This window comes from Exiguobacterium qingdaonense (assembly GCF_018617855.1).
Lineage (GTDB): Bacteria > Bacillota > Bacilli > Exiguobacteriales > Exiguobacteriaceae > Exiguobacterium > Exiguobacterium qingdaonense.
In genome coordinates this window covers 1-19,708 of the sequence record NZ_JACSKY010000020.1, presented here as the reverse complement: position 1 = coordinate 19,708, position 19,708 = coordinate 1, and the positions used below count along the sequence as shown (strand labels likewise).

Sequence of the window (19,708 nt, the reverse complement as noted above, 5' to 3'; positions counted from 1 at the left end):
ATGCCGACTTCTCGCCATAAAAAAACACTCCCCAATTAGAATAAACAGATTTGTTATTTCATCTGTCTACCTATTGGGGAGCATATCATACTTGAGAAGGTGCCCTTCGGATTAAAGCAACTCGTTCGCCAATAGACGATAGACATTCAGACGATCTTCCTGCTTGTGCTGAATGCTACAAATCATCGCCTCATCAAAACCGTAACGTTCCGACTCATCCCGCAATTGTTCTGCGATTTGTTTCGGCGTCCCTACGAGGTGAATCGCCCGATTGTTGGCGATGTGGATTCGATCGACCTCCGTGAGCGGATAGTCGTGAGCCGCTTCTGGACTCAACAGCTGTCTCAACTGACCGCGCATCAAGAAGAGACGCGATAAATCAGACGGTCGGGCCAAATACTCGGCCTCCTCTTCCGTCTCTGCCGTCGTCACCAAATACGTGACGCTAATATCCGGCTTCTCCATAAAGTCTGACGGTGTGAAGTGATGGCGATACGTGTCGAGGATGTCGGCGCTCAATTGACCGTTAAAGAACTGGGCGAACGAATAGCCGAGTCCCATCCGTCCAGCCTGAACCGCACTGTTCCCACTCGAACCGAGTAGCCATGCCTCCGGAAGGCTGACACCAGTCGGCGCTGCCGGCGTGTTTTTATACCACCGCTCGTCCGGTGCCTCATCTTTGATCAACTGAAGCGTCGTGTCGAGCTTCTCATAAAGACCGTCCATCATCGGCTTTTGTCCTTGTGACATCGCATAAATCGCGTTCGCGTCACCACCCGGCGCACGTCCGACACCAAAGTCGATTCGTCCTGGGGCGAGGGCGCTAAGCGTCTTGAATACCTCTGCCATTTTGAGCGGCGAATAGTGCATCATCATGACGCCTCCCGACCCGAGACGAATCGTGTTCGTTTTGGCCACGATATAGGCGGTGATGACTTCAGGAGCCGAGCTGGCGAACGACATGCCACCGTGATGCTCGGCCATCCACATCCGATAATACCCTAGCTCTTCTGCGACTTGTGCGAGCTCGACCGCACTCTTCAATGCATGTTCGCCCGTATGACCCGACGTGACCGGCGCTTGATCTAACACACTCAATCTCATCATGTACTCTCCTATCTCTATAATGAAGTTTGTTAATATCTTGAATTTGTTGGACTCGCCGTCATCATACTAAATGATTTTAGGAAATACGAATGTTCTGCCTCATATACTTTTTCTATTTTTTAGAAAATTCACGCATGTTGTTGATAGCACCATGTCCTATTTTTTATACTAATAAAAGAAATACGTTTCAATTATGGCTGTATGTGTAATGGGGATATATAGACAGCACAATCACTTCGGGGAAATGAGGAATGCATCATGAATGGTCCATCTGCACCAGACGGAAAGAAATTTTCAAGTCGAGACTTTTTTAAATTTTTGATTCCATCGCTTATCGGGATTATGTTTTTTATCGTACCTATCTCATCTGATGAAGGTTTCACGATTCCAATCGCTTTCTTATCCAATCTGTTGATTGATTGGATTGGTGACATCGTACCTACACTCGCCGTCATCATGATGGGGTTATCGATCATCGGTTCATTATTACTATTCACGGCACGTCCTGCCTTTATTTTAGAACGTCCATCCATGAAATCACTGTTCAGCGTGACACCTTTTTGGTTTGCAATGCGCATCATCGGCTTTATCGCCGGGGTCATGACCCTGCTCACAATCGGACCAGAAATGGTCACGTCGGATGTGACCGGGGGCTTATTGCTCTTTGATCTGATCCCCATCTTGTTCGCGACCTTCTTGTTTGCCGGTATGTTGTTACCACTCTTACTTAACTTCGGGCTCCTTGAGTTTGTCGGGACGTTCTTGATGAAAGTGATGCGTCCTTTGTTCCGACTGCCTGGGCGTGCCTCACTCGATTCGCTCGCTTCATGGGTCGGGGATGCGACCATCGGGATTCTCCTCACGACAAAACAGTATGAAGAGGGCTATTACACAAAACGGGAAGCGTCAATCATTGCGACAACGTTCTCCGTCGTCTCAATCACCTTTACGATTGTCGTCTTGCAATATATGAGACTTGACCAGTACTTCCTACCTTATTACGGTGCCATCATCTTATCGGGTCTAGTCGCGGCCCTCATCATGCCACGGATTTATCCGTTATCAAAAAAAGCAGATACCGCCTATGAGGAGACGGAGCTCCAACCGGAAGAAGATGTACCGTCAGACACCTCACTCAGCAAGTGGGCTCTCATTCAAGCGTTACAAAAGTCGCGCTCGAGTAAGAGCTTCTTTGAAACACTCAAAGACGGCTTCAAAAACGTGCTCGACATGTGGCTCGGGGTCCTTCCCGTTGTCATGGCCGTCGGGACAATCGCGGTCATCATCGCAGAGTATACGCCGTTCTTCACAATTATCGGGAAACCGTTCGAACCGATTCTCATGTTCCTGCAAGTACCGGAGGCAGCCGTGGCCGCACAGACGATGGTCGTCGGTTTTGCGGACATGTTCTTGCCGGCCGTACTCGGAAGTGAAATCGAGAGTGAATTGACGCGTTTTGTCATCGCTACGTTGTCCGTTACCCAGCTCATCTATATGTCCGAAGTCGGAGGCTTGTTGCTCGGTTCGAAACTGCCGATCTCCTTCTTCGACCTCGTCTTGATTTTCTTGTTACGCACGTTCATCACGCTTCCGATCATCGTCGGAATCGCGCATCTTGTCTTTTAACGAATACGACGCCCTTTCTCTTTAACGAGAGGGGGCGTCCTTTGTATACTAAAAGAAAAAGGAGGGGCTCGGATGGAACATCCATTTGCAGGACAACTCGAAGTCGCAAACAATGGCTATGCCGGCATCATCGACCCAGAACCATATGTGAATGATCGTTATCGTGGTCGCTGGACATTGACACGTGCTGTACAGATGGACATCCCTGTCTTGCTCCAACGACAGTTCGAGAACGGAAAGAACAACTGTACATTGACGTCAATCACTGCCATCTTTCGTTTTTATCGAGATCACGGTTACACGAATATCCCAGAGGATGTGACGCAGATCCAAGAAGATGTGCGCGACATCGCCTTCATGCACCATTTCAAAGATGAGAAAGGGACACCGCCGACTCAAATCGCCACCATCATCACGAAGCTATGGAAACGATACGGATACGACGGTCGAGGAAGTTCCCGCTACCTATGGAAATGGTCGACGTTCGAGCGTGAACTGAAAGCGGGGCGACCGTTCGTATTGAATATGGCGAACGGTTTCTATAAAAACCACTCTGTCACGGGAATCGGTTACTTGCAGTTTGAAAAACGGGGCTTTCCTGACGTCATCTTATTGGCTGTACTCGACAATCGGTCGAAAGACGTGCGTTATATCGATTTCAATGAATTCAACTTCTGGGGAAGCATCACGCGCGTTCATCCGCCCACCACTCGTCCATAATCGCTTCAACGGCTTGACCGATTTCTAGCAGGTGCTCGCGCTTGGCGTATGACCCGTAATGAAGACCGTTTGAGTCATATCCATTCCCAAGACCGACGAACACCTCAGACGGCTTCATATGCAATCCAATCATCGGGATACCCGATTCATGACGTCCGATTTCATAGGTGATGGCAGGATGAGTTGCCAGTTGTCCTCTTGTCGAAAAGCCAAGAAAGGTACGACAATTGTCGCGCCCGAGCACGATGATACGGCTCGGTTTGATGTACCCAATCGTCCGCTCCAACAATTCAATTGAAGTCGGATGTTCCAACCAGTCGCGACCGTTTTTTATCTTCCCCATCTGCTCATACGTCGCAAACTTGAAAAAATCGACGTGGACGACAGAGGCCGGCTCGTCATAAAACGAACGCCCCATCCCGTTTAGGAGCGCTTCGAGTTTGGCACCGCCTGATTTCCCGAACCAGCTCGTCGTCGCACGACCTGACTCGAAATAGGTCGAGGCCCGTTCAATCGTATCTTGGAGAGCCTCTTCATTTCCAAGGTAATCTTCAAACGAGAGCGCGTTCCGCCAATAGAACTTTTGGTCTTCCCCTGTTCTCGGTGTCCCGTCACGATGTAAAAACTCACCGCGTGACGGATTCGTTCCGATGGTCAGCCATTGATTCGGTCCGGGCCGACCATACCAAAGGACAGGTGACGCCTTCGTAATCAGTTCTTTCCCGAGCGGTGTCTCGCACAGTGCCTGTTGAAATCGGATCGCGTCTTGTAACAATCGTACTGCCTCCATCTCATCCCTCCTCTTCCGTTCGTTTCCCGCTTTCAGCGGTTTGTAAAATGCGTTATAGTGAGAGGACGAAGCCAAACAAAGGACGTGTATACATGCGCATCAATAAATTCATCAGTGAATCAGGTAAGGCGTCCCGTCGCCAAGCCGACCGTCTCGTCGAAGAGGGACGCGTCACCATCAACGGGAAAAAAGCGAAGATTGGCGACCAGGTCAAACCGGGCGATGAAGTCCTCGTCAACGGTTCGGTCGCACGGGTCGCACGAAACAACGTCTACATCGCCGTCCATAAGCCGGTCGGGATTACGAGTACGACAGAGAAGAAAGTAAAAGGGAACCTGGTCGACATGGTCAACCATCCACTCCGCATCTTCAACATCGGTCGTCTCGATAAGGACTCGGAAGGTCTCATCCTCATGACGAACGACGGCGATATCGTCAATGAGATCCTTCGCGCAGAAGGTGAGCACGAGAAAGAATACATCGTCTCGGTCGATAAGCCGATCACCCCGGAGTTCGTCGAACAGATGGAAGCCGGCGTCAAAATCCTCGGACAGAAGACGCTACCGTGTAAAGTCCGTCCGCTCTCAAAATTCGACTTCAACATCACCCTCACCCAAGGACTCAACCGTCAGATCCGTCGGATGTGTGAGGCACTCGGCTATGAAGTGTTCCGTCTCCAACGTGTGCGTGTCATGAACATCACGCTCGGGAAACTCCCGCCTGGACAATGGCGCGACCTTTCGAAAAAAGAACGGGAGCAGTTGTTCCGCGAATTGAATTATGAACCGAAAGAATGGTATTAAAAAGCAGCCTGAGTCGTCTCAGGCTGCTTTATTCTGGTCGAAGTGATGCGACATGGTCGGTCTCACGGCGAATGAAACGTTTGAGTTGAGCGCTCAAGTCGTCGAGCTGTCCCATCGTCGTCCTCATTCTACATTTCATATGAACATGGTCAAATGAGTCAAACTGCCATTCATCATGAATGAAAATATCGACTTGGATGGTCCCGATGCGGTCAATCAACGTGAAGGTTAGATTGACTTGCAAATCATCCGCACCCTCTTCTTCATCGAGCAGTCTCCATGTGATTGGTTCTTTGCCCAACGCTTGATTGAATTGATCAATCTTTTGATGAAGATCCTCAAGACTCGCATCATCTAAATAAATCAACTGATTACTGGCGCAGGCTGAAGACCGAAGTTGAAGCTGAACTTGATAAAACAGCTCCGTTTCATCCATCCATACTCGTTCCATCTCAAACTGAATCATGACTTCACCTCTTTTTCTTAATATAACACGAGGTGTCATCACATCAGGATGTTCTCTCGATTATTTCGCCGTCACGCCACCGTCTACCGGAAGTTCGATTCCGCTGATATGGTTTGCCTCGTCTGACGCAAGGAAGAGAACGGCTGCCGCCACCTCATCTGCCTGTCCGAGATTCGGCAAGGCGATTTGATTCAAGAAATGTTGTTTATAGTCCGGGTGCTCCATATGCGGGGCACTCATCGGTGTCACGATATACCCCGGATGTACCGAGTTGACGCGAATGTTTTGTTTCCCATAATCGACGGCCGCTGCTTTCGTAAGAGAACGAACCGCACCTTTTGAGGCCGTGTAGGCCCCGGCACCCGCCATACCGGTCAATGCAGAGATAGAGGAGATGTTGACGATTGACCCTCCCCCATTCTCCGTCATGAGCGGAATCGCGTACTGTGTCCCTAACATGACCCCATCGATGTTGATGCGATACGTCCGTGCCCAGTCCTCTTCCGTCTGTTCCAAAAACGGTTTCGCGAGTGCGATTCCGGCATTGTTCACGAGGATATCTAATTTGCCACACGTCGCTTCGACTTCTGCAAACACGTCTTCCCAGCTCGATCGTGATGTCACGTCATGTTTCACCGCGATGGCTTCCCCACCTTGCGACCGAATCGACTCGACTACGCTTTTAACCCCTTGTTCATTGATATCTGTCGCGACGACCGTCGCGCCTTCTCTCGCAAATAGGCGTGCTGTCGACTCTCCCATACCGCTTCCTGCCCCTGTGATGACCGCTACTTTCCCCTGTAAACGCATTGTCCCAGCTCCATTTCTTAAATTATGATAGTTCAACTATCATAATCATAATTGGATGTGACTTTAATCTCAACGAAACTGCTCGAAGACGATATACTAAGGACAGACAATGAGGTGATCGAATTGAGTAAACGACAACAAAACAAAGAAGAACGGATTCAACTGATTATCCAAGAGGCAGAACGCTTATTTTTAGAGAATGGCTTTGAGAAAATTCAAATGCAAGACATCGCGGATGCGGCAGGAATCGGGGTGGCGACACTGTTTCGCTACTTCCCCAAGAAAGACCAATTGATCGTCGCGGCGGCCGTCAAGAATCTACAGCCGACACTCGAGCGATTCGAACAATTCCTGAATGAAAAAGGGAACGCCTATGAACGGCTCGAGGCCATCTTGCATCACTTTTTCGAGATGCAGTTGGAGCGGACGAACCACGCCCGTTTCCGAGAGGCTTTCGAGAGCTATGCATCGTTCGTCGCCACGCCTCTTCCTGGCATCGAGACATACATCGATGTGCAGCGACAAATCATGCAGACACTCGAACCCTTGATTGAAGACGGGAAACGAGACGGTTCATTCCGCTCGGATATCGATGTGAAGGTGACCGTCGTCACGATCATCAATACGTTCGGGACTTTCGGCAACAACATCATGTTGAAGTCGCACATCAGTTATTTAGAGGACGATATCGAGCCGGAAGTGCAATTGCGCGCACTAAAAGAGATGTTACTCGCGTCGATTCAAGCATGAGAAAGCCCGTCTCCACTCGGAAACGGGCTTCGCTCTTATATTTTTACAGGAATACCACTCTGCTATGCGATACTTCGACATCATTCACTCCGGTCGACTTCGATGACATCCCCTTCAGAAAGATTTCCATTCATCATGTCCGCAATCTCGTCTACATTGAACGAGTCGAATAGTTTAATCCCATCCACATAGACGGTCGGTACATACTCGACGCCCATATCGCGCGTATAGGCTCTCGAATTTTGAATCCCGACCTCTATCCCTTCTTCACTAGTCAGTTGTTCAACCCCTACCAAACCAAACTGTTTCGACACCGCATCTACATAATCATCGGTTGCCCAATCGGCATGTTCAAAATCCTGGCTAAGTTGTTTCTGTACGTCATAGTAATCGTCAGGGTTATGTTTCTCTACATGATAATCAACGTTCGCCATATATTGAGAATCTTGATTCAATAGCACTAACGGCTGCCCTTTGTAGATTGCCTCTCCACTTGAGATGAACCGCTCCTCGACCACAGGCAGGACTTGATCAATCCACTCTTTACACCACGGACAGGAATAATCAAAAACAAACACGATTTCATGCTTGGCATCCATATCTCCCATATACACTTTGTTCGCCAAAGGCAAATCAAATTTCGTATACGTGAATGTTTCGGTCTTGCTGTCGCTTTCTTCGGTCACGCTCGCTTCGTTTTGAGTAGATGGATTCGCACACCCCACTAGCACACCTCCACCGATCAATAAACCAGCTACCATACATTCTTTCATTATTCGCATCTTATATTCTCCTAACCAACCAGGATATTGTTCAACTATTCACATGAATAGTTTACTATAATTCACTTGAGATGGGACGAAGTGATTAAGACTAAATATTGAAACATATGCGGACGGCATCTTGCATCACAGTGGGAATGCGTGAAACGTATGGCCTCTCTTAACATCCACCAGCAAACGAACATTACCTTATACAAAAAAATGAGCACCTCTCACTAGAGGTGCTCTCGAAAGTCTACCGCGACGGACCACGCTCCACAACGTGCTCCACAAGGGAATGTCCGCCGTCTTACATAGACCAGCTCATCGCATGTACTCAACTATATGCGAATCCGACGCCTTCGTCAATCTTTTCTTTAAATCCTGTTGACATCTTCCTAATTTTTAGGATAATCAATAGTGTTAGCACTCATTATAAGAGAGTGCCAAAAATATAAAGACATAAAGGAGAACGATCATGACAAAGAAACAGTTTCAAGCAGAATCGAAACGAATTTTAGAGTTGATGGTCCACTCAATTTATACACACAAGGACATCTTCTTGCGCGAGCTCATCTCAAACGCGAGCGACGCCATCGACAAGATGTATTATCGCGCCCTTTCCGATGAGAACATCGAGTTCAATAAAGACGATTACTTCGTCAAGGTCGAACTCGACAAAGAGGCACGGACGATCACGATTCGCGATACAGGGATCGGGATGACAGAAGAAGAGCTCGAATCGAATCTCGGAATTATCGCCAAGAGTGGCTCACTCGCCATGAAGCAGGCGACGAAGATGGAAGAAGACCATAGCCTCATCGGTCAGTTCGGGGTCGGGTTCTATTCTGCGTTCATGGTCGCTGACCGCGTAACGGTGCGGACTCGATCGATCGACAGCGATCAAGGATACGTATGGGAATCCGAAGGCACAGACGGTTATTCGATCGAGCCGACAGACAAGACGGACATCGGCACAGAAATCACGCTCCACTTGAAAGAAGACACAGAAGATGATGCGTATTCGTCGTTCCTTGAAGAATACGAGATCCGTTCGCTCATCAAGAAGCACTCGGACTTCATCCGTTACCCGATCAAACTCGATGTGACGAAACATCGTCAAAAAGAGGACTCGGAAGAGTACGAGGACTATAAAGAAGAAGAGACCGTCAACAGCATGGTGCCGATTTGGCGAAAACGCAAGAGCGAGTTGACCGACGAGGATTATAAAGCGTTCTATCACGAGAAGCGCTACGGCTTTGATGAACCGCTCAAGCATATCCACTTGAACGTCGACGGGACAATCCGCTATCAATCAATCCTCTACATCCCGTCAACGGTTCCCTTCGACTACTACACGAAAGAGTTCGAGAAAGGACTCGAGCTCTACTCGAACGGCGTGTTGATTATGGAGAAGTCACCCGACCTCTTGCCGGACTACTTCGGCTTCGTCAAAGGAATGGTCGACTCGGAAGACCTCTCACTCAACATTTCCCGCGAAATGTTACAGCAGGACCGTCAGCTACGCGTGATTGCGAAGAACGTGAAGTCAAAAATCAAAGGGATGCTCGAGAAGATGCTTCAAAACGAGCGCGAGGACTATGAGAAGTTCTATGAATCGTTCGGTCGTCAATTGAAGTTCGGGGTGTACGACCAGTTCGGCGCAGCGAAAGATGAATTGAAAGACTTGATTCTTTTCCATTCTTCTCATGAGAAGAAACTCGTCTCGCTCAAGGAGTACGTCGAGCGGATGAAAGAAGACCAGAAGTACATTTACTACGCGACAGGCGAATCAATCCATCGCATCGACCTCTTGCCACAAGCAGAGCGCTTGAAAGAAGAAGGGTATGAGATCCTTTACTTCACAGAAGAAATCGACGAGTTCGCGATCAAGATGCTTCAGTCGTATGACGAGAAAGAGTTCAAGTCGATTGCGAGCGGCGATCTCGGTCTTGATGACGCGGAAGCGAAGTCGCTCAACGAGGACAACCAAGACTTATTCGCATTCATGAAAGAAGAGCTCGGGGACCGCGTCAAAGAAGTGCGTGCCTCGACACGCCTCAAATCACATCCGGTCTGTCTAACGGTCGCGGGTGACGTCTCAATCGAGATGGAGAAGATTTTGAACACGATGCCAAATGGCGGCGGTATGAAAGCGGAGAAAGTACTCGAAGTGAACGCTGACCACGCCATCTTCCAGGCTCTCCAACGTGTGTATAAGGAAGATGAAGCGAAAGCGAAACAGTATACAGACCTCTTGTATCAACAAGCCCTCCTCATTGAAGGGTTACCGATTGAAGATCCGGTAGCGTATTCGAATGCAGTGTGTGCGTTGATGGCGGAGTGACTCTAAATAGCAAATGCCCTCATCTGAATGAAAATGTCATTCAGATGAGGGCATTTAAATTATTTAAAGTTATTGTAAGTGCCTAACAACTGCATCTGTTTCACTTCATGCAACAAGCTCTTTTCATCTTCTTGCTCATGAATCTCCGCAATTCGATTGCCCATCCGCTCAATCAATCCGACGACGAGAGCATTCCCCATCGTGAAGTATCGCTTGCGGTCTGTCATGGTCGCGGTCCATCCGTATGGGAAGCCATTCAATCCTTCACATTCTTCCGGACGCAAATAGCGCAATTTTTTCGTATGTGGATCTTCGATGACATGGCTTGAACGGTTGCACGTTCCTTCGCTTGTCAACATCGTTCTACCTGGAAGGTCTAACGAATCCGGATAGGACATGCCTCCTTCGGCATAGACATAGACGTGTCCGCTCGCAGAAGTACGTTCGATTTTTTTCGGCCCCTTCATGTAAGCCAATTCCTCTTTTTCTGTACGTCCAGATTTTTTAACCTTCTCTGTATCCAGATAATAGCGTTCCGGAGCAGGACCAAACTGCTCATAGACTTCTTGAACGACTTCGCCGAGCGTCTTAGGTGTTTCGCGAACCGGGAGCGTCTCAAGCGTCGTCACTTGATCCCCCGTCATGACACCCGCATTTCGATAAGTCGCAGAGAATGTGTCCGAGATTTCGACGATGTCTTTCGGCAACTCGAACGTCGAACCTGGATGCTTCTCGCTCGTCATCTCCATGACCGGGAAAGTCGGCGCAAAGAATCCGTCTTTCAACAACCACTGCTCAGGATTTGCTTTCCCCGCTCGGGTTGAATGCTTCAAATCCGCTCGCGTCGCAAAGATAAAGATACGGCGACGGCGTTGGGCAAATCCATAGTCGGCAGCATTGATGACTCTCCACTCGACCGTATATCCTTGATCGGCAAATGCACGAAGCATGACACTGAAGTCACGCCCTCTTTGTTTCGCAGGTGACTTCATTAGGCGATCGACATTCTCGAGTAAGACGTAAGGTGGCTTTTCCTGCTCGATGATGTTCATGATTTCCCAGAACAAGACACCCTTCTTCCCTTGAATCCCTTGCTCATTCTTTAAACTACGCGACACACTGTAGTCTTGGCACGGGAAGCCCCCCACGAGCAAATGGTGTGGTCCTGCTTCCATCCATGACAGCGCGATATCCTCATTTACGTGTTGGCCACGTTTTTTAAAACGTTCAGCATAGCAATCAAAGGCCGGTTGTACCTTCGTCGCCGGCTCCCACTGATTGCCCCAAACCACATCGAATTTGTCTGATGTAGGCTCGGCATTCACATCTTTGATTCCTTCAAGCGCGATGCGGAAACCTCCTACACCGGCAAATAACTCAACTACTTTAATCAATGGGAACACCCTTTCGTATTTTCTATCTTAAATTTACGCTATTTTAGGTCCTATCACAACCGAACTAGCTCGATGAAATTAGTTTAACAGAAAAGGTGAATGGGATCAACAACTACGTTATACTCATCTTACATATGTAAATTTATAGGAGGTATTTAATTGCGTTACGAAACGATTCAAGAACTAATGGATAAGGCAAGAGAGGCCGAGGGCAAGACATTCGGCGAGATTGACACGACCGGACGGATTAAAAATGTTCGCTCCAAGGGGTCACTCGGTCACATTATTGAAGAGAGCCACTTCGGATACCCAATCAATTCAGATGCCCGACCAGACTTTGAGGAACTTGGTATCGAGTTAAAGGTCACCCCTTTCAAGAAAAACAAAAATGGTACATATTCTTCGAAAGAACGACTCGTCTTGAATATGATTGATTACCATAGCGAGCATAGATACTCGTTCGAAACTTCAAGCTTTTTATCGAAAGCCACAAGTATGCTCATCATGCTCTATCAATATGAACCTGAGATCCCAATGGATGACTATCGTATCTATAAGGCATTCTTAAACGAGTTCTCGGAGGAAGATTTAGCCGTGATGCGACAAGACTGGGAAACAATCGTTACCAAAATCAAGAATGGAGAGGCTCATCTCATTTCGGAGGCAGATACGATGTATCTGTCCGCCTGTACAAAAGGGGCGAACGGTTCGATTGTGCGTACTCAACCCTTCTCAGATGAACCAGCCAAACCTCGTGCTTTCTCTTTGAAATCATCTTACATGTCCGGATTGGTTCGTAAATATTTAACACCGGAACTAATGGAGTCCATCGCGAACCAAGGTGAGCTAAACGAAATGTCTATCGAGGAACTTCTCAAAACTCGACTCTCACCACACTATGGCAAGACACTGATTGATTTATGTGAAGAAACGAAAGTTCCATATAACCCTAGAAACAAGGCGATGATTCCTCACGTCATGGCCAAACTGTTAGGAGTGCAAAAGACAGACCTTTCCGGTATCGAAGAATTTGCGAAGGCAAACATCAAGTTCAAAACGGTCGCACGCGAACCTGACGGAAAGATTCGCGAACATATGTCGTTCGGCAAGGTCGATTTTGAAAACCTATGCCAAAGCGACTGGGAAGATTCGGACCTATATGACACATTCGCAGAACAGAAATATCTTTTCTTAGAATTTCAATATGACGAAGAATACGTCCCGAAGAAAAAGCGAATCCCTCGCTTTGTAGGCATTCGATTCTGGAACATGCCACTCGAGACAATCGATGGCGAACTATATGAGATGTGGTCCGAGGCTCGAAAGATCGTCAGAGAAGGGGTTGAGCTGATACCTATGAAAAATAGAGTGAAGAATAACCTGCCCGGGCCGAAATTCAACCGAGTCGCACATGTACGTTCAAAAGGTGCGGATGGAGATGACAAAGTCCGCCTCCCCGATGGACAATGGATCACGAAGCAGGCGTTTTGGTTAGATCGAAACTATATTCAGCAGATTCTAGACGCTTAAGATGAGTACTTCTCCCCCTACAGTGGAATCTTCCTAGTAGAGGGAGGTGAGGGGTATGGCCAGAAACGTACCGAAAGCATCAAGTCCAGCCGTGTTCAAGACGATGAGCGGGAACCGCGGGAAAGATACAAAGATGGAAGTCAAAGTAAGAAAAGCGCTGTGGGCGGCCGGATATCGGTACCGCAAGAACAATCGCAAACTTTACGGGACGCCCGACATCTCGTTTCCTGGATTACGCGTCGTCGTATTTCTGGACTCTTGCTATTGGCACGGCTGTCCCCTCCACTTCAAATTGCCGAAGACGAATGCCGATTTTTGGCGGCAAAAGATTGGACGTAACATCGAGCGTGATGCCGATGTCACACAACACTATGTCGAAGAAGGCTGGATCATCCTTCGATTTTGGGAACACCAAGTTAATAATGATTTTGATCATGTCATCTATACCATCACTCATTTCGTCGACATGGCCAAGCAAAACCGACACATCCAAAGTGGCTGAGTTTAAAAGTACATCAGTCTAAATCTTCATCGAACATCGGTTCATCATAGGTCTCGGTCGTTTCGTCGACAAGCAGGTTCGCGTAGAATTCCTCTACGCGGCCTCTTTTTTCGCCTTTCTCGTTTAAATATTCAACGATTTTGAACGTATCAGGTGCTTCAAGTCCGATAATGACAATCGGTACGGTGAGTTGCGTGTTCAGCGGCTTCAAATGGTGGACGTATTTCTCATACGTCCCGATGGCGCCATCAAAATTACCAGCTCGCTGTAATCGTTGAGTCGCACAAATGATCACTCCGATTCGTGTTTGAACCGCCTTTTCGACATGGTTCAGTTCGCTTGCGATGACCGGCTTCAACAAGTTCCAAGCGATGGTCCCTGCATGGTTAAACCCGACTTCGAGTGAGATGTTGTCTTTGGCAAAATCAAGACGCCACACATTCTCTGAATAGTCACGGTCCTGAAAAATCGGACTCTCACCCATCCATCCTCTTCTCAAAAATTCTAGCCTGAACAGTTCATTCAAAGCCTTTGATATACTTTTGTTCTTTTCAGCATATTTTTCGTTGAATACCCTTATGATATCATCGTCGCTGATTGACTGAATGACGTCATGAATCTCTGACCAAATTTCCTTGAACTCTTCATCGTTCTTTAATATCGTCTCACCGAATCGATGAGAATGGACTCGATAATTCATAATAAATCCCCTGTCTGTAAATGATAATCACGAACAGAAAGACGAGAATAATGATATAACCCCTATCTTTCAAGTGAGTGCATGACTCATTTAATATTTTGTAAAGATACCACTTGATAAAAGAAAATGCACCCTAATTGTAATCGTTTTCTTCATTGATATTAAGCTAATCCTTTATGAATATTAGTTATCTCAACACATTTCGCAGCATGCAAACACCTTGACAATTTCAGCTCGTTATATGAAGTTAGTATTACATTATAATTATTCTAGTCGAGATAGAAACGCTAGAGTAAAAAACAAGGAGGACATAATCCATGTCATTAATCGGAAAAGAAGTACTACCATTCAAAGCACAAGCATTCCAAACAGGTGAATTCCTCGAAGTTACAGAGAACGACCTCAAAGGCAAATGGAGCGTTGTCTGCTTCTACCCAGCTGACTTCACATTCGTCTGCCCGACTGAACTTGAAGACCTTCAAAACGAGTATGCTGCACTTCAAAACCTCGGTGTAGAAGTATACTCGGTTTCAACAGATACACACTTCACGCACAAAGCTTGGCACGAGACATCGGAGAAAATCGGAAAGATCGAGTACATCATGATCGGTGACCCATCACACGTTATCTCACGCAACTTCGATGTCTTGAACGAAGAAGACGGTCTCGCAGACCGTGGTACGTTCATCATCGACCCAGACGGTGTCATCCAAACTGTCGAGATCAACGCTGGCGGCATCGGCCGTGACGCGAGCACGCTCGTCAACAAAGTCAAAGCAGCACAATACGTACGCAACAATCCAGGCGAAGTCTGCCCAGCGAAATGGGAAGAGGGTTCTGAAACACTCCGCCCAAGCCTTGACCTCGTCGGTAAATTGTAAGGAGCGATTGCATGTTAGAAGCAGCGATTAAACCACAGCTCGACCAATATCTCCAGCTCATGGAGGGCGATGTCGTCCTCCGTGTGAGCGCTGGGGAAGACAACGTCTCAAACGAGATGCTCGAGCTCGTCAATGAACTCGCCAGCATGTCATCACGCATCTCGGTCGAACGCGCGACACTCGAGCGTACACCGAGCTTCAGCGTGAACCGTCCGTCTGAAGAGACTGGGATCGTCTTCGCGGGGATTCCACTCGGACATGAGTTCACATCACTCGTCCTCGCCCTCCTTCAAGTGAGCGGGCGCGCGCCGAAAGTCGATGCGGACACGATCAAGCAGATTCAAAGTATCGAAGGCACGTATCACTTCGAGTCGTACATCAGTCTCAGCTGCCACAACTGTCCTGACGTCGTGCAAGCGCTAAACGTCATGAGCGTCCTCAACCCGAACATCACCCACACGATGATCGATGGAGCCGCGTTCAAGGATGAAGTGGAAGCGAAAGAGATCATGGCCGTCCCGACGGTCTTCTTGAACAGCGAATCGTTCGGTAACGGACGGATGTCACTCGAAGAAATCTTGGCAAAACTCGGTACAGGTCCTGACGCCTCTGCGTTCTCGGACAAAGACCCGTACGACGTCCTCGTCGTAGGTGGCGGTCCGGCCGGTGCGAGTGCGGCCGTATACGCGGCTCGTAAAGGAATCCGTACCGGAATCATCGCGGAACGCTTCGGTGGCCAAGTGATGGACACGATGGGTATCGAGAACTTCATCGGTACCGCTTATACAGAAGGTCCAAAACTCGTCGCAAGTCTAGAAGAGCATGTTAAAGAGTACGGCATCGACATCATGAACCTCCAACGCGCGAAGCGTCTTGAGAAAAATGACCTCGTCGAGATCGAACTTGATAACGGCGCCGTCTTGAAAAGTAAGAGTGTCATCCTCTCAACCGGTGCACGCTGGCGTAACGTCAACGTTCCAGGTGAGGCGGAGTTCAAAAACAAAGGAGTCGCTTACTGCCCGCACTGTGACGGTCCTCTCTTCGAAGGGAAACGTGTCGCGGTCATTGGTGGCGGTAACTCCGGGATCGAAGCGGCGATCGACCTCGCCGGAATCGTCAAGCACGTGACGGTCCTCGAGTTCGCTCCTGAGCTCAAGGCCGACCAAGTGCTTCAAGACCGTCTCCACAGCCTTCCGAACGTGACTGTCATCACGAACGCTCAGACGACAGAAATCACGGGTACGGACAAAGTGAACGGCATCTCGTATGTGTCTCGTGAGACGAACGAGTCGCATCATGTCGAACTAGAAGGCGTCTTCGTTCAAATCGGGCTCGTTCCGAACACGGACTGGCTCGACTCGGTCGAACGCAACAACTTCGGGGAAATCGTCGTCGACCGTCATGGCGCGACGAACGTCCCAGGTGTGTTCGCGGCAGGAGACTGCACGAATAGCGCCTACAAACAAATCATCATCTCGATGGGTTCTGGTGCGACAGCCGCACTCGGCGCCTTCGACTACATGATTCGCAACTAACACAAAGACTCGCTCTCATCCTAGAGGGCGAGTCTTTTTTACAGTTCAAACGTTTTCCCCGAGACCGGGATGAATAAAATCGATTCTCCGCTTCCTGCTTTAAACCGATAGCCTACTCGAGGGGCAAATGGATTCCATTCTCCCCCGGTCGTCGGAACGCTCTCGATGTACGTCACGTCACTGTACGTTTTGCCCAACGTCCCCTTCGCTTCCGCTACCGAATAACTCGGTACGGATAACGCGATTCCTATACTTACGCTGATCACTCCAAACGACACCGCCCATCGAATCGATGTCGGCTTTCGAAATTGGGTCATGACTAGTAGCGTGATCATCCAGCCAATCGGTACCCCGAACGTCGCCGCATTCCCATACCATTGCGCATTGATGATCAACAAACTGACCATCACCATACCTCCAACCATCCACCACCACTTCATGAACATCACCTCCCCTTCATTATCCCAAAATCAGGAAATGAATCAACCTCTTTTATCGCCATTGATGTATGATAACTTATAGTGTATGATATACAGTATAAAGATGAATGATTGAAGGAGGCGAAAGTATGTCCGATGTAAAAGCATCGTTGGTGACGGAGTTGCGGCGCGGCACGTTGACGATTGCGGTGCTCAGTCAGTTGAAGACACCCCAATACGGCTATTCTCTCGTTCAAGCGCTACTTGATGCCGACATCAACATTGACCAGAGTACGCTTTACCCGCTCTTGCGTCGACTTGAAAAACAAGGACTCGTCACGAGTTCCTGGGATACGACAGAGAGTCGACCTCGTAAGTACTACGTGCTCAGTCCGGATGGAATGGATATTTTGAATGAGTTATACGTGGAATGGATGAACATGTCGAAAACATTGACCCGTTTAATCGAAGGAGGAAATGATCATGAATCTTCGTGATGTGTATATCGATGAAGTCACTTCTCGAATCCCGGAGTCGATGCGGCAAGACGTCGCACTCGAACTGGAGTCGACGATCGATGACATGACCGGGAATGACCCGTCTGATACTGCCTTGTTTGAAGCATTGCGCCAACTCGGAGACCCTCATATTCTCGCCGCCCGTTATGCGAACCGGCCGCTCCACCTGATTGGTCCTGCCCTCTTCACGCAATACGTGAACGTCATCAAAATCGTCTTACCGATTGCTGTCACGCTCGTCACCATTCTCTCGGTCATCGGTTATTTGAACAACTCGATTGACGACACGTCTTGGAGTCAATTCTTGATTCAAGCATTCCTTCAAACCGGAGCCGCCATATTCAACGTCGTCGTCCAGACGCTATTCTGGATCACCCTCACGTTCTTCATCATCGAACGCACGGTGCCTGAAGGCGAGGTCCCCTTCTCTAGTTGGAAACCAGAACAACTCAAGAAAGTGAAACCCCGTTCGACCTCAATCTCTCTTGGTTCAATCTTGTTTGACTTTGTCGCTACCATTTTGATGGTCGGATTGTACGTCAACGCCGAACAGTTGATTCGTGTCGTCACAGATAGTGGATCCTATCCGCTACTCAATGCGTCGGTCTTGGATCAATTCTTCCCGTTTGTCATCGCCTTGGCCGCCTTTGGCATCGCCATCGCCATTTACAAATGGATGGTAAGACACTGGACAAAACCGCTCGCCTTGTGGAACGCCCTCTTCAATATCGTATGGATTGCCGTCACGGCACTCATTTTACTACAACCCGATTTGATTTCGTCCGATGCCATTTCTTTGATGGCCGATCAAGTCAGTATCGACGTGGAAACAATCAGTCGTTGGGGTATACGCAGTGTGTTGATCACGGTCATTATCGTTTGTATCATCGATTTGGCCGAAGGGTTGATCAAAGCGTTTCGACGTTGACCTCACATTCAAACGTTTCATTTCCGAGGAAAGTGGAATAGCGGAGAAGAGAACGGAATTTGAATGGGGAGGCATTTGATGGGTATTCCAACAATCAAGCTACATGACGGTTATGAGATTCCAGCCATCGGACTCGGAACAGTTTATTTGAAAGGGGAAGCAGGGGTCGACGCCATCACGTGCGCCATCCGGAACGGATATCGACTCATCGATTCGGCGATTCGCTATGACAATGAGGGTGCGGTCGGTGAAGCGGTTCGTCAATCTGGCATCCCGCGCGAACAGCTTTTCTTAACGTCAAAATTGCGCGCGCAATATTATGACTACGACCAGGCACTCGAGATGATTCGGGAGTCCCTATATCGGGCGAACCTCGACTATTGGGATTTATTCCTCTTGCATTGGCCAAATCCGAAACAAGACAAGTACGTCGAGGCGTGGCGTGCCTTGATTCAAGCGAAGAAAAACGGATGGATCCGCTCCATCGGGGTATCGAACTTTATGCCGGAGCATCTTGACCGCTTGATTGAAGAAACGGGAGAAACACCGGTCATCAACCAAATCGAGTTACACCCGTACTTCTCGCAAGTCGAACAGCGGCAAGCCGATAAAGAACGCGGCATCATCACAGAAGCGTGGAGCCCGCTCAGTCGCGCTCGCACGGTCGTTCATGACGAGAAAATCACCGAACTCGCTAAACAAAAAGGCAAGAGCGTGTCTCAAGTCATCTTACGTTGGCACGTGCAACTTGGGGTCATCCCGCTCGCCCGCTCGTCCAGTGAGTTGCACCAAAAAGAGAATCTCGACGTCTTCAACTTCGAATTGACGGATGAAGAGATGCAGACGCTTAATGCGTTGACGAAGCAGGATGGTCGCATCGATGACCAAGATCCTCGTGAATACGAAGAGTATTAATTAAATCGGGTTGAGCATGCGCTCAATCCGATTTTCAGCTTGTTGACGAACCAGGTCGCCTCTTGCGACCTGGTTCGTCCTTTTTTGTGGTTCCCGGTTTCTTGAGGCGTTCTGCCTCCATAAAATTGAAGAAATGCTATGTAGACGGTCTTTTCTGGCCAACAGGTTGGCCAGCTTCTTCATGTTTTGTGCGGTGGCTGCCACCA

At 48.5% G+C, this 19,708-nt stretch carries 21 protein-coding genes; 12 read left to right on the top strand and 9 right to left on the bottom strand.

Features of this window, described 5'->3' with window-relative positions:
* Nucleotides 1-111 precede the first annotated feature (111 nt).
* Nucleotides 112-1,104, bottom strand: coding sequence for an LLM class flavin-dependent oxidoreductase (locus KNP00_RS13745; RefSeq protein ID WP_215146211.1), 993 nt, complete (start codon nt 1,102-1,104; stop codon nt 112-114).
* 261 nt (nt 1,105-1,365) lie between these two features.
* Here KNP00_RS13745 and KNP00_RS13740 point away from each other — a divergent pair, with 261 nt between their 5' ends.
* Nucleotides 1,366-2,733 carry a YjiH family protein gene (locus KNP00_RS13740; RefSeq protein WP_215146209.1) on the top strand — a complete coding sequence of 456 codons (1,368 nt, stop codon included), beginning with the start codon at nt 1,366-1,368 and terminating at the stop codon, nt 2,731-2,733.
* Nucleotides 2,734-2,805: 72 nt separating this feature from the next.
* Nucleotides 2,806-3,453 (top strand): C39 family peptidase, encoded by a 648-nt coding sequence (locus tag KNP00_RS13735; protein ID WP_215146207.1) that lies wholly within the window; start codon nt 2,806-2,808, stop codon nt 3,451-3,453.
* On the opposite strand, the gene KNP00_RS13730 is transcribed toward KNP00_RS13735, so the two are convergent.
* Nucleotides 3,419-4,243: a hypothetical protein gene (locus tag KNP00_RS13730; protein ID WP_215146205.1), complete on the bottom strand. Its 825-nt coding sequence runs from the start codon at nt 4,241-4,243 to the stop codon at nt 3,419-3,421. The two genes, KNP00_RS13735 and KNP00_RS13730, sit on opposite strands and share 35 nt — an antisense overlap.
* Nucleotides 4,244-4,335: 92 nt before the next feature.
* Between KNP00_RS13730 and rluF the strand changes: the two genes are divergently transcribed.
* The gene (rluF, locus tag KNP00_RS13725) at nt 4,336-5,046 is read left to right on the top strand and encodes a 23S rRNA pseudouridine(2604) synthase RluF (RefSeq protein WP_015880301.1); all 711 of its coding nucleotides are present in this window, start codon (nt 4,336-4,338) and stop codon (nt 5,044-5,046) included.
* Between the two features lie 28 nt (nt 5,047-5,074).
* Here rluF and KNP00_RS13720 read toward each other — a convergent pair whose 3' ends face one another.
* On the bottom strand, nt 5,075-5,512 hold the full coding sequence (locus KNP00_RS13720; RefSeq protein WP_215146203.1) for a hypothetical protein: 438 nt from the start codon (nt 5,510-5,512) through the stop codon (nt 5,075-5,077).
* A gap of 60 nt (nt 5,513-5,572) precedes the next feature.
* Nucleotides 5,573-6,322 (bottom strand): SDR family NAD(P)-dependent oxidoreductase, encoded by a 750-nt coding sequence (locus KNP00_RS13715; RefSeq protein WP_215146201.1) that lies wholly within the window; start codon nt 6,320-6,322, stop codon nt 5,573-5,575.
* Between the two features lie 123 nt (nt 6,323-6,445).
* Here KNP00_RS13715 and KNP00_RS13710 point away from each other — a divergent pair, with 123 nt between their 5' ends.
* Nucleotides 6,446-7,072, top strand: coding sequence for a TetR/AcrR family transcriptional regulator (locus KNP00_RS13710; protein WP_215146199.1), 627 nt, complete (start codon nt 6,446-6,448; stop codon nt 7,070-7,072).
* 80 nt (nt 7,073-7,152) lie between these two features.
* Here the strand turns inward: KNP00_RS13710 and KNP00_RS13705 are convergent, their stop codons facing one another.
* The gene (locus KNP00_RS13705; protein WP_215146197.1) at nt 7,153-7,854 is read right to left on the bottom strand and encodes a DsbA family protein; all 702 of its coding nucleotides are present in this window, start codon (nt 7,852-7,854) and stop codon (nt 7,153-7,155) included.
* A 457-nt stretch (nt 7,855-8,311) separates the two neighbouring features.
* On the opposite strand from KNP00_RS13705, the gene htpG reads away from it, so the two are divergent.
* Nucleotides 8,312-10,180 carry a molecular chaperone HtpG gene (htpG, locus tag KNP00_RS13700; protein ID WP_215146195.1) on the top strand — a complete coding sequence of 623 codons (1,869 nt, stop codon included), beginning with the start codon at nt 8,312-8,314 and terminating at the stop codon, nt 10,178-10,180.
* A 59-nt stretch (nt 10,181-10,239) separates the two neighbouring features.
* Here htpG and dcm read toward each other — a convergent pair whose 3' ends face one another.
* On the bottom strand, nt 10,240-11,574 hold the full coding sequence (gene dcm, locus KNP00_RS13695) for a DNA (cytosine-5-)-methyltransferase (protein ID WP_215146194.1): 1,335 nt from the start codon (nt 11,572-11,574) through the stop codon (nt 10,240-10,242).
* 159 nt (nt 11,575-11,733) lie between these two features.
* Here dcm and KNP00_RS13690 point away from each other — a divergent pair, with 159 nt between their 5' ends.
* Both KNP00_RS13690 and KNP00_RS13685 read left to right on the top strand, forming a co-directional pair.
* Nucleotides 11,734-13,104 (top strand): Sau3AI family type II restriction endonuclease, encoded by a 1,371-nt coding sequence (locus KNP00_RS13690; RefSeq protein ID WP_215146193.1) that lies wholly within the window; start codon nt 11,734-11,736, stop codon nt 13,102-13,104.
* A gap of 55 nt (nt 13,105-13,159) precedes the next feature.
* Nucleotides 13,160-13,606 carry a very short patch repair endonuclease gene (locus tag KNP00_RS13685; RefSeq protein WP_215146192.1) on the top strand — a complete coding sequence of 149 codons (447 nt, stop codon included), beginning with the start codon at nt 13,160-13,162 and terminating at the stop codon, nt 13,604-13,606.
* 13 nt (nt 13,607-13,619) lie between these two features.
* On the opposite strand, the gene KNP00_RS13680 is transcribed toward KNP00_RS13685, so the two are convergent.
* On the bottom strand, nt 13,620-14,306 hold the full coding sequence (locus KNP00_RS13680) for a BglII/BstYI family type II restriction endonuclease (RefSeq protein ID WP_215146190.1): 687 nt from the start codon (nt 14,304-14,306) through the stop codon (nt 13,620-13,622).
* Between the two features lie 317 nt (nt 14,307-14,623).
* Between KNP00_RS13680 and ahpC the strand changes: the two genes are divergently transcribed.
* Together ahpC and ahpF are read left to right on the top strand one after the other, a co-directional pair.
* A complete protein-coding gene (ahpC, locus tag KNP00_RS13675; protein ID WP_214700819.1) occupies nt 14,624-15,187 on the top strand; it encodes an alkyl hydroperoxide reductase subunit C in 564 nt (187 codons plus the stop codon).
* Nucleotides 15,188-15,198: 11 nt separating this feature from the next.
* The gene (gene ahpF, locus KNP00_RS13670) at nt 15,199-16,722 is read left to right on the top strand and encodes an alkyl hydroperoxide reductase subunit F (protein ID WP_215146188.1); all 1,524 of its coding nucleotides are present in this window, start codon (nt 15,199-15,201) and stop codon (nt 16,720-16,722) included.
* A gap of 38 nt (nt 16,723-16,760) precedes the next feature.
* On the opposite strand, the gene KNP00_RS13665 is transcribed toward ahpF, so the two are convergent.
* Nucleotides 16,761-17,162 (bottom strand): hypothetical protein, encoded by a 402-nt coding sequence (locus tag KNP00_RS13665; RefSeq protein ID WP_215146186.1) that lies wholly within the window; start codon nt 17,160-17,162, stop codon nt 16,761-16,763.
* Nucleotides 17,163-17,290: 128 nt separating this feature from the next.
* Here KNP00_RS13665 and KNP00_RS13660 point away from each other — a divergent pair, with 128 nt between their 5' ends.
* The 3 genes from KNP00_RS13660 to KNP00_RS13650 all read left to right on the top strand — a co-directional run bounded on the left by KNP00_RS13660 (nt 17,291) and on the right by KNP00_RS13650 (nt 19,502).
* On the top strand, nt 17,291-17,638 hold the full coding sequence (locus tag KNP00_RS13660; RefSeq protein ID WP_015880292.1) for a PadR family transcriptional regulator: 348 nt from the start codon (nt 17,291-17,293) through the stop codon (nt 17,636-17,638).
* Complete coding sequence (locus KNP00_RS13655) at nt 17,625-18,587, top strand: HAAS signaling domain-containing protein (protein WP_215146184.1); 963 nt, start codon at nt 17,625-17,627, stop codon at nt 18,585-18,587. The genes KNP00_RS13660 and KNP00_RS13655 overlap by 14 nt, the downstream gene beginning before the upstream one ends.
* Nucleotides 18,588-18,665: 78 nt before the next feature.
* A complete protein-coding gene (locus KNP00_RS13650; RefSeq protein ID WP_215146182.1) occupies nt 18,666-19,502 on the top strand; it encodes an aldo/keto reductase in 837 nt (278 codons plus the stop codon).
* Here KNP00_RS13650 and KNP00_RS13645 read toward each other — a convergent pair.
* Nucleotides 19,503-19,708: hypothetical protein (locus KNP00_RS13645; RefSeq protein WP_215146180.1), on the bottom strand; the 206-nt coding region annotated here is incomplete at its 5' end. It abuts the gene before it with no gap.

Coding starts and splice junctions, on each gene's coding strand:
- KNP00_RS13655 (WP_215146184.1), top strand. CDS start 17,625: ATGAATCTTCGTGATGTGTATATCGATGAAGTCACTTCTCGAATCCCG.
- KNP00_RS13665 (WP_215146186.1), bottom strand. CDS start 17,162: ATGAAGTGGTGGTGGATGGTTGGAGGTATGGTGATGGTCAGTTTGTTG.
- KNP00_RS13660 (WP_015880292.1), top strand. CDS start 17,291: ATGTCCGATGTAAAAGCATCGTTGGTGACGGAGTTGCGGCGCGGCACG.
- ahpC (WP_214700819.1), top strand. CDS start 14,624: ATGTCATTAATCGGAAAAGAAGTACTACCATTCAAAGCACAAGCATTC.
- KNP00_RS13685 (WP_215146192.1), top strand. CDS start 13,160: ATGGCCAGAAACGTACCGAAAGCATCAAGTCCAGCCGTGTTCAAGACG.
- KNP00_RS13715 (WP_215146201.1), bottom strand. CDS start 6,322: ATGCGTTTACAGGGGAAAGTAGCGGTCATCACAGGGGCAGGAAGCGGT.
- KNP00_RS13650 (WP_215146182.1), top strand. CDS start 18,666: ATGGGTATTCCAACAATCAAGCTACATGACGGTTATGAGATTCCAGCC.
- KNP00_RS13745 (WP_215146211.1), bottom strand. CDS start 1,104: ATGAGATTGAGTGTGTTAGATCAAGCGCCGGTCACGTCGGGTCATACG.
- KNP00_RS13740 (WP_215146209.1), top strand. CDS start 1,366: ATGAATGGTCCATCTGCACCAGACGGAAAGAAATTTTCAAGTCGAGAC.
- ahpF (WP_215146188.1), top strand. CDS start 15,199: ATGTTAGAAGCAGCGATTAAACCACAGCTCGACCAATATCTCCAGCTC.
- KNP00_RS13720 (WP_215146203.1), bottom strand. CDS start 5,512: ATGATTCAGTTTGAGATGGAACGAGTATGGATGGATGAAACGGAGCTG.
- KNP00_RS13680 (WP_215146190.1), bottom strand. CDS start 14,306: ATGAATTATCGAGTCCATTCTCATCGATTCGGTGAGACGATATTAAAG.
- rluF (WP_015880301.1), top strand. CDS start 4,336: ATGCGCATCAATAAATTCATCAGTGAATCAGGTAAGGCGTCCCGTCGC.
- KNP00_RS13735 (WP_215146207.1), top strand. CDS start 2,806: ATGGAACATCCATTTGCAGGACAACTCGAAGTCGCAAACAATGGCTAT.
- htpG (WP_215146195.1), top strand. CDS start 8,312: ATGACAAAGAAACAGTTTCAAGCAGAATCGAAACGAATTTTAGAGTTG.
- KNP00_RS13705 (WP_215146197.1), bottom strand. CDS start 7,854: ATGCGAATAATGAAAGAATGTATGGTAGCTGGTTTATTGATCGGTGGA.
- KNP00_RS13730 (WP_215146205.1), bottom strand. CDS start 4,243: ATGGAGGCAGTACGATTGTTACAAGACGCGATCCGATTTCAACAGGCA.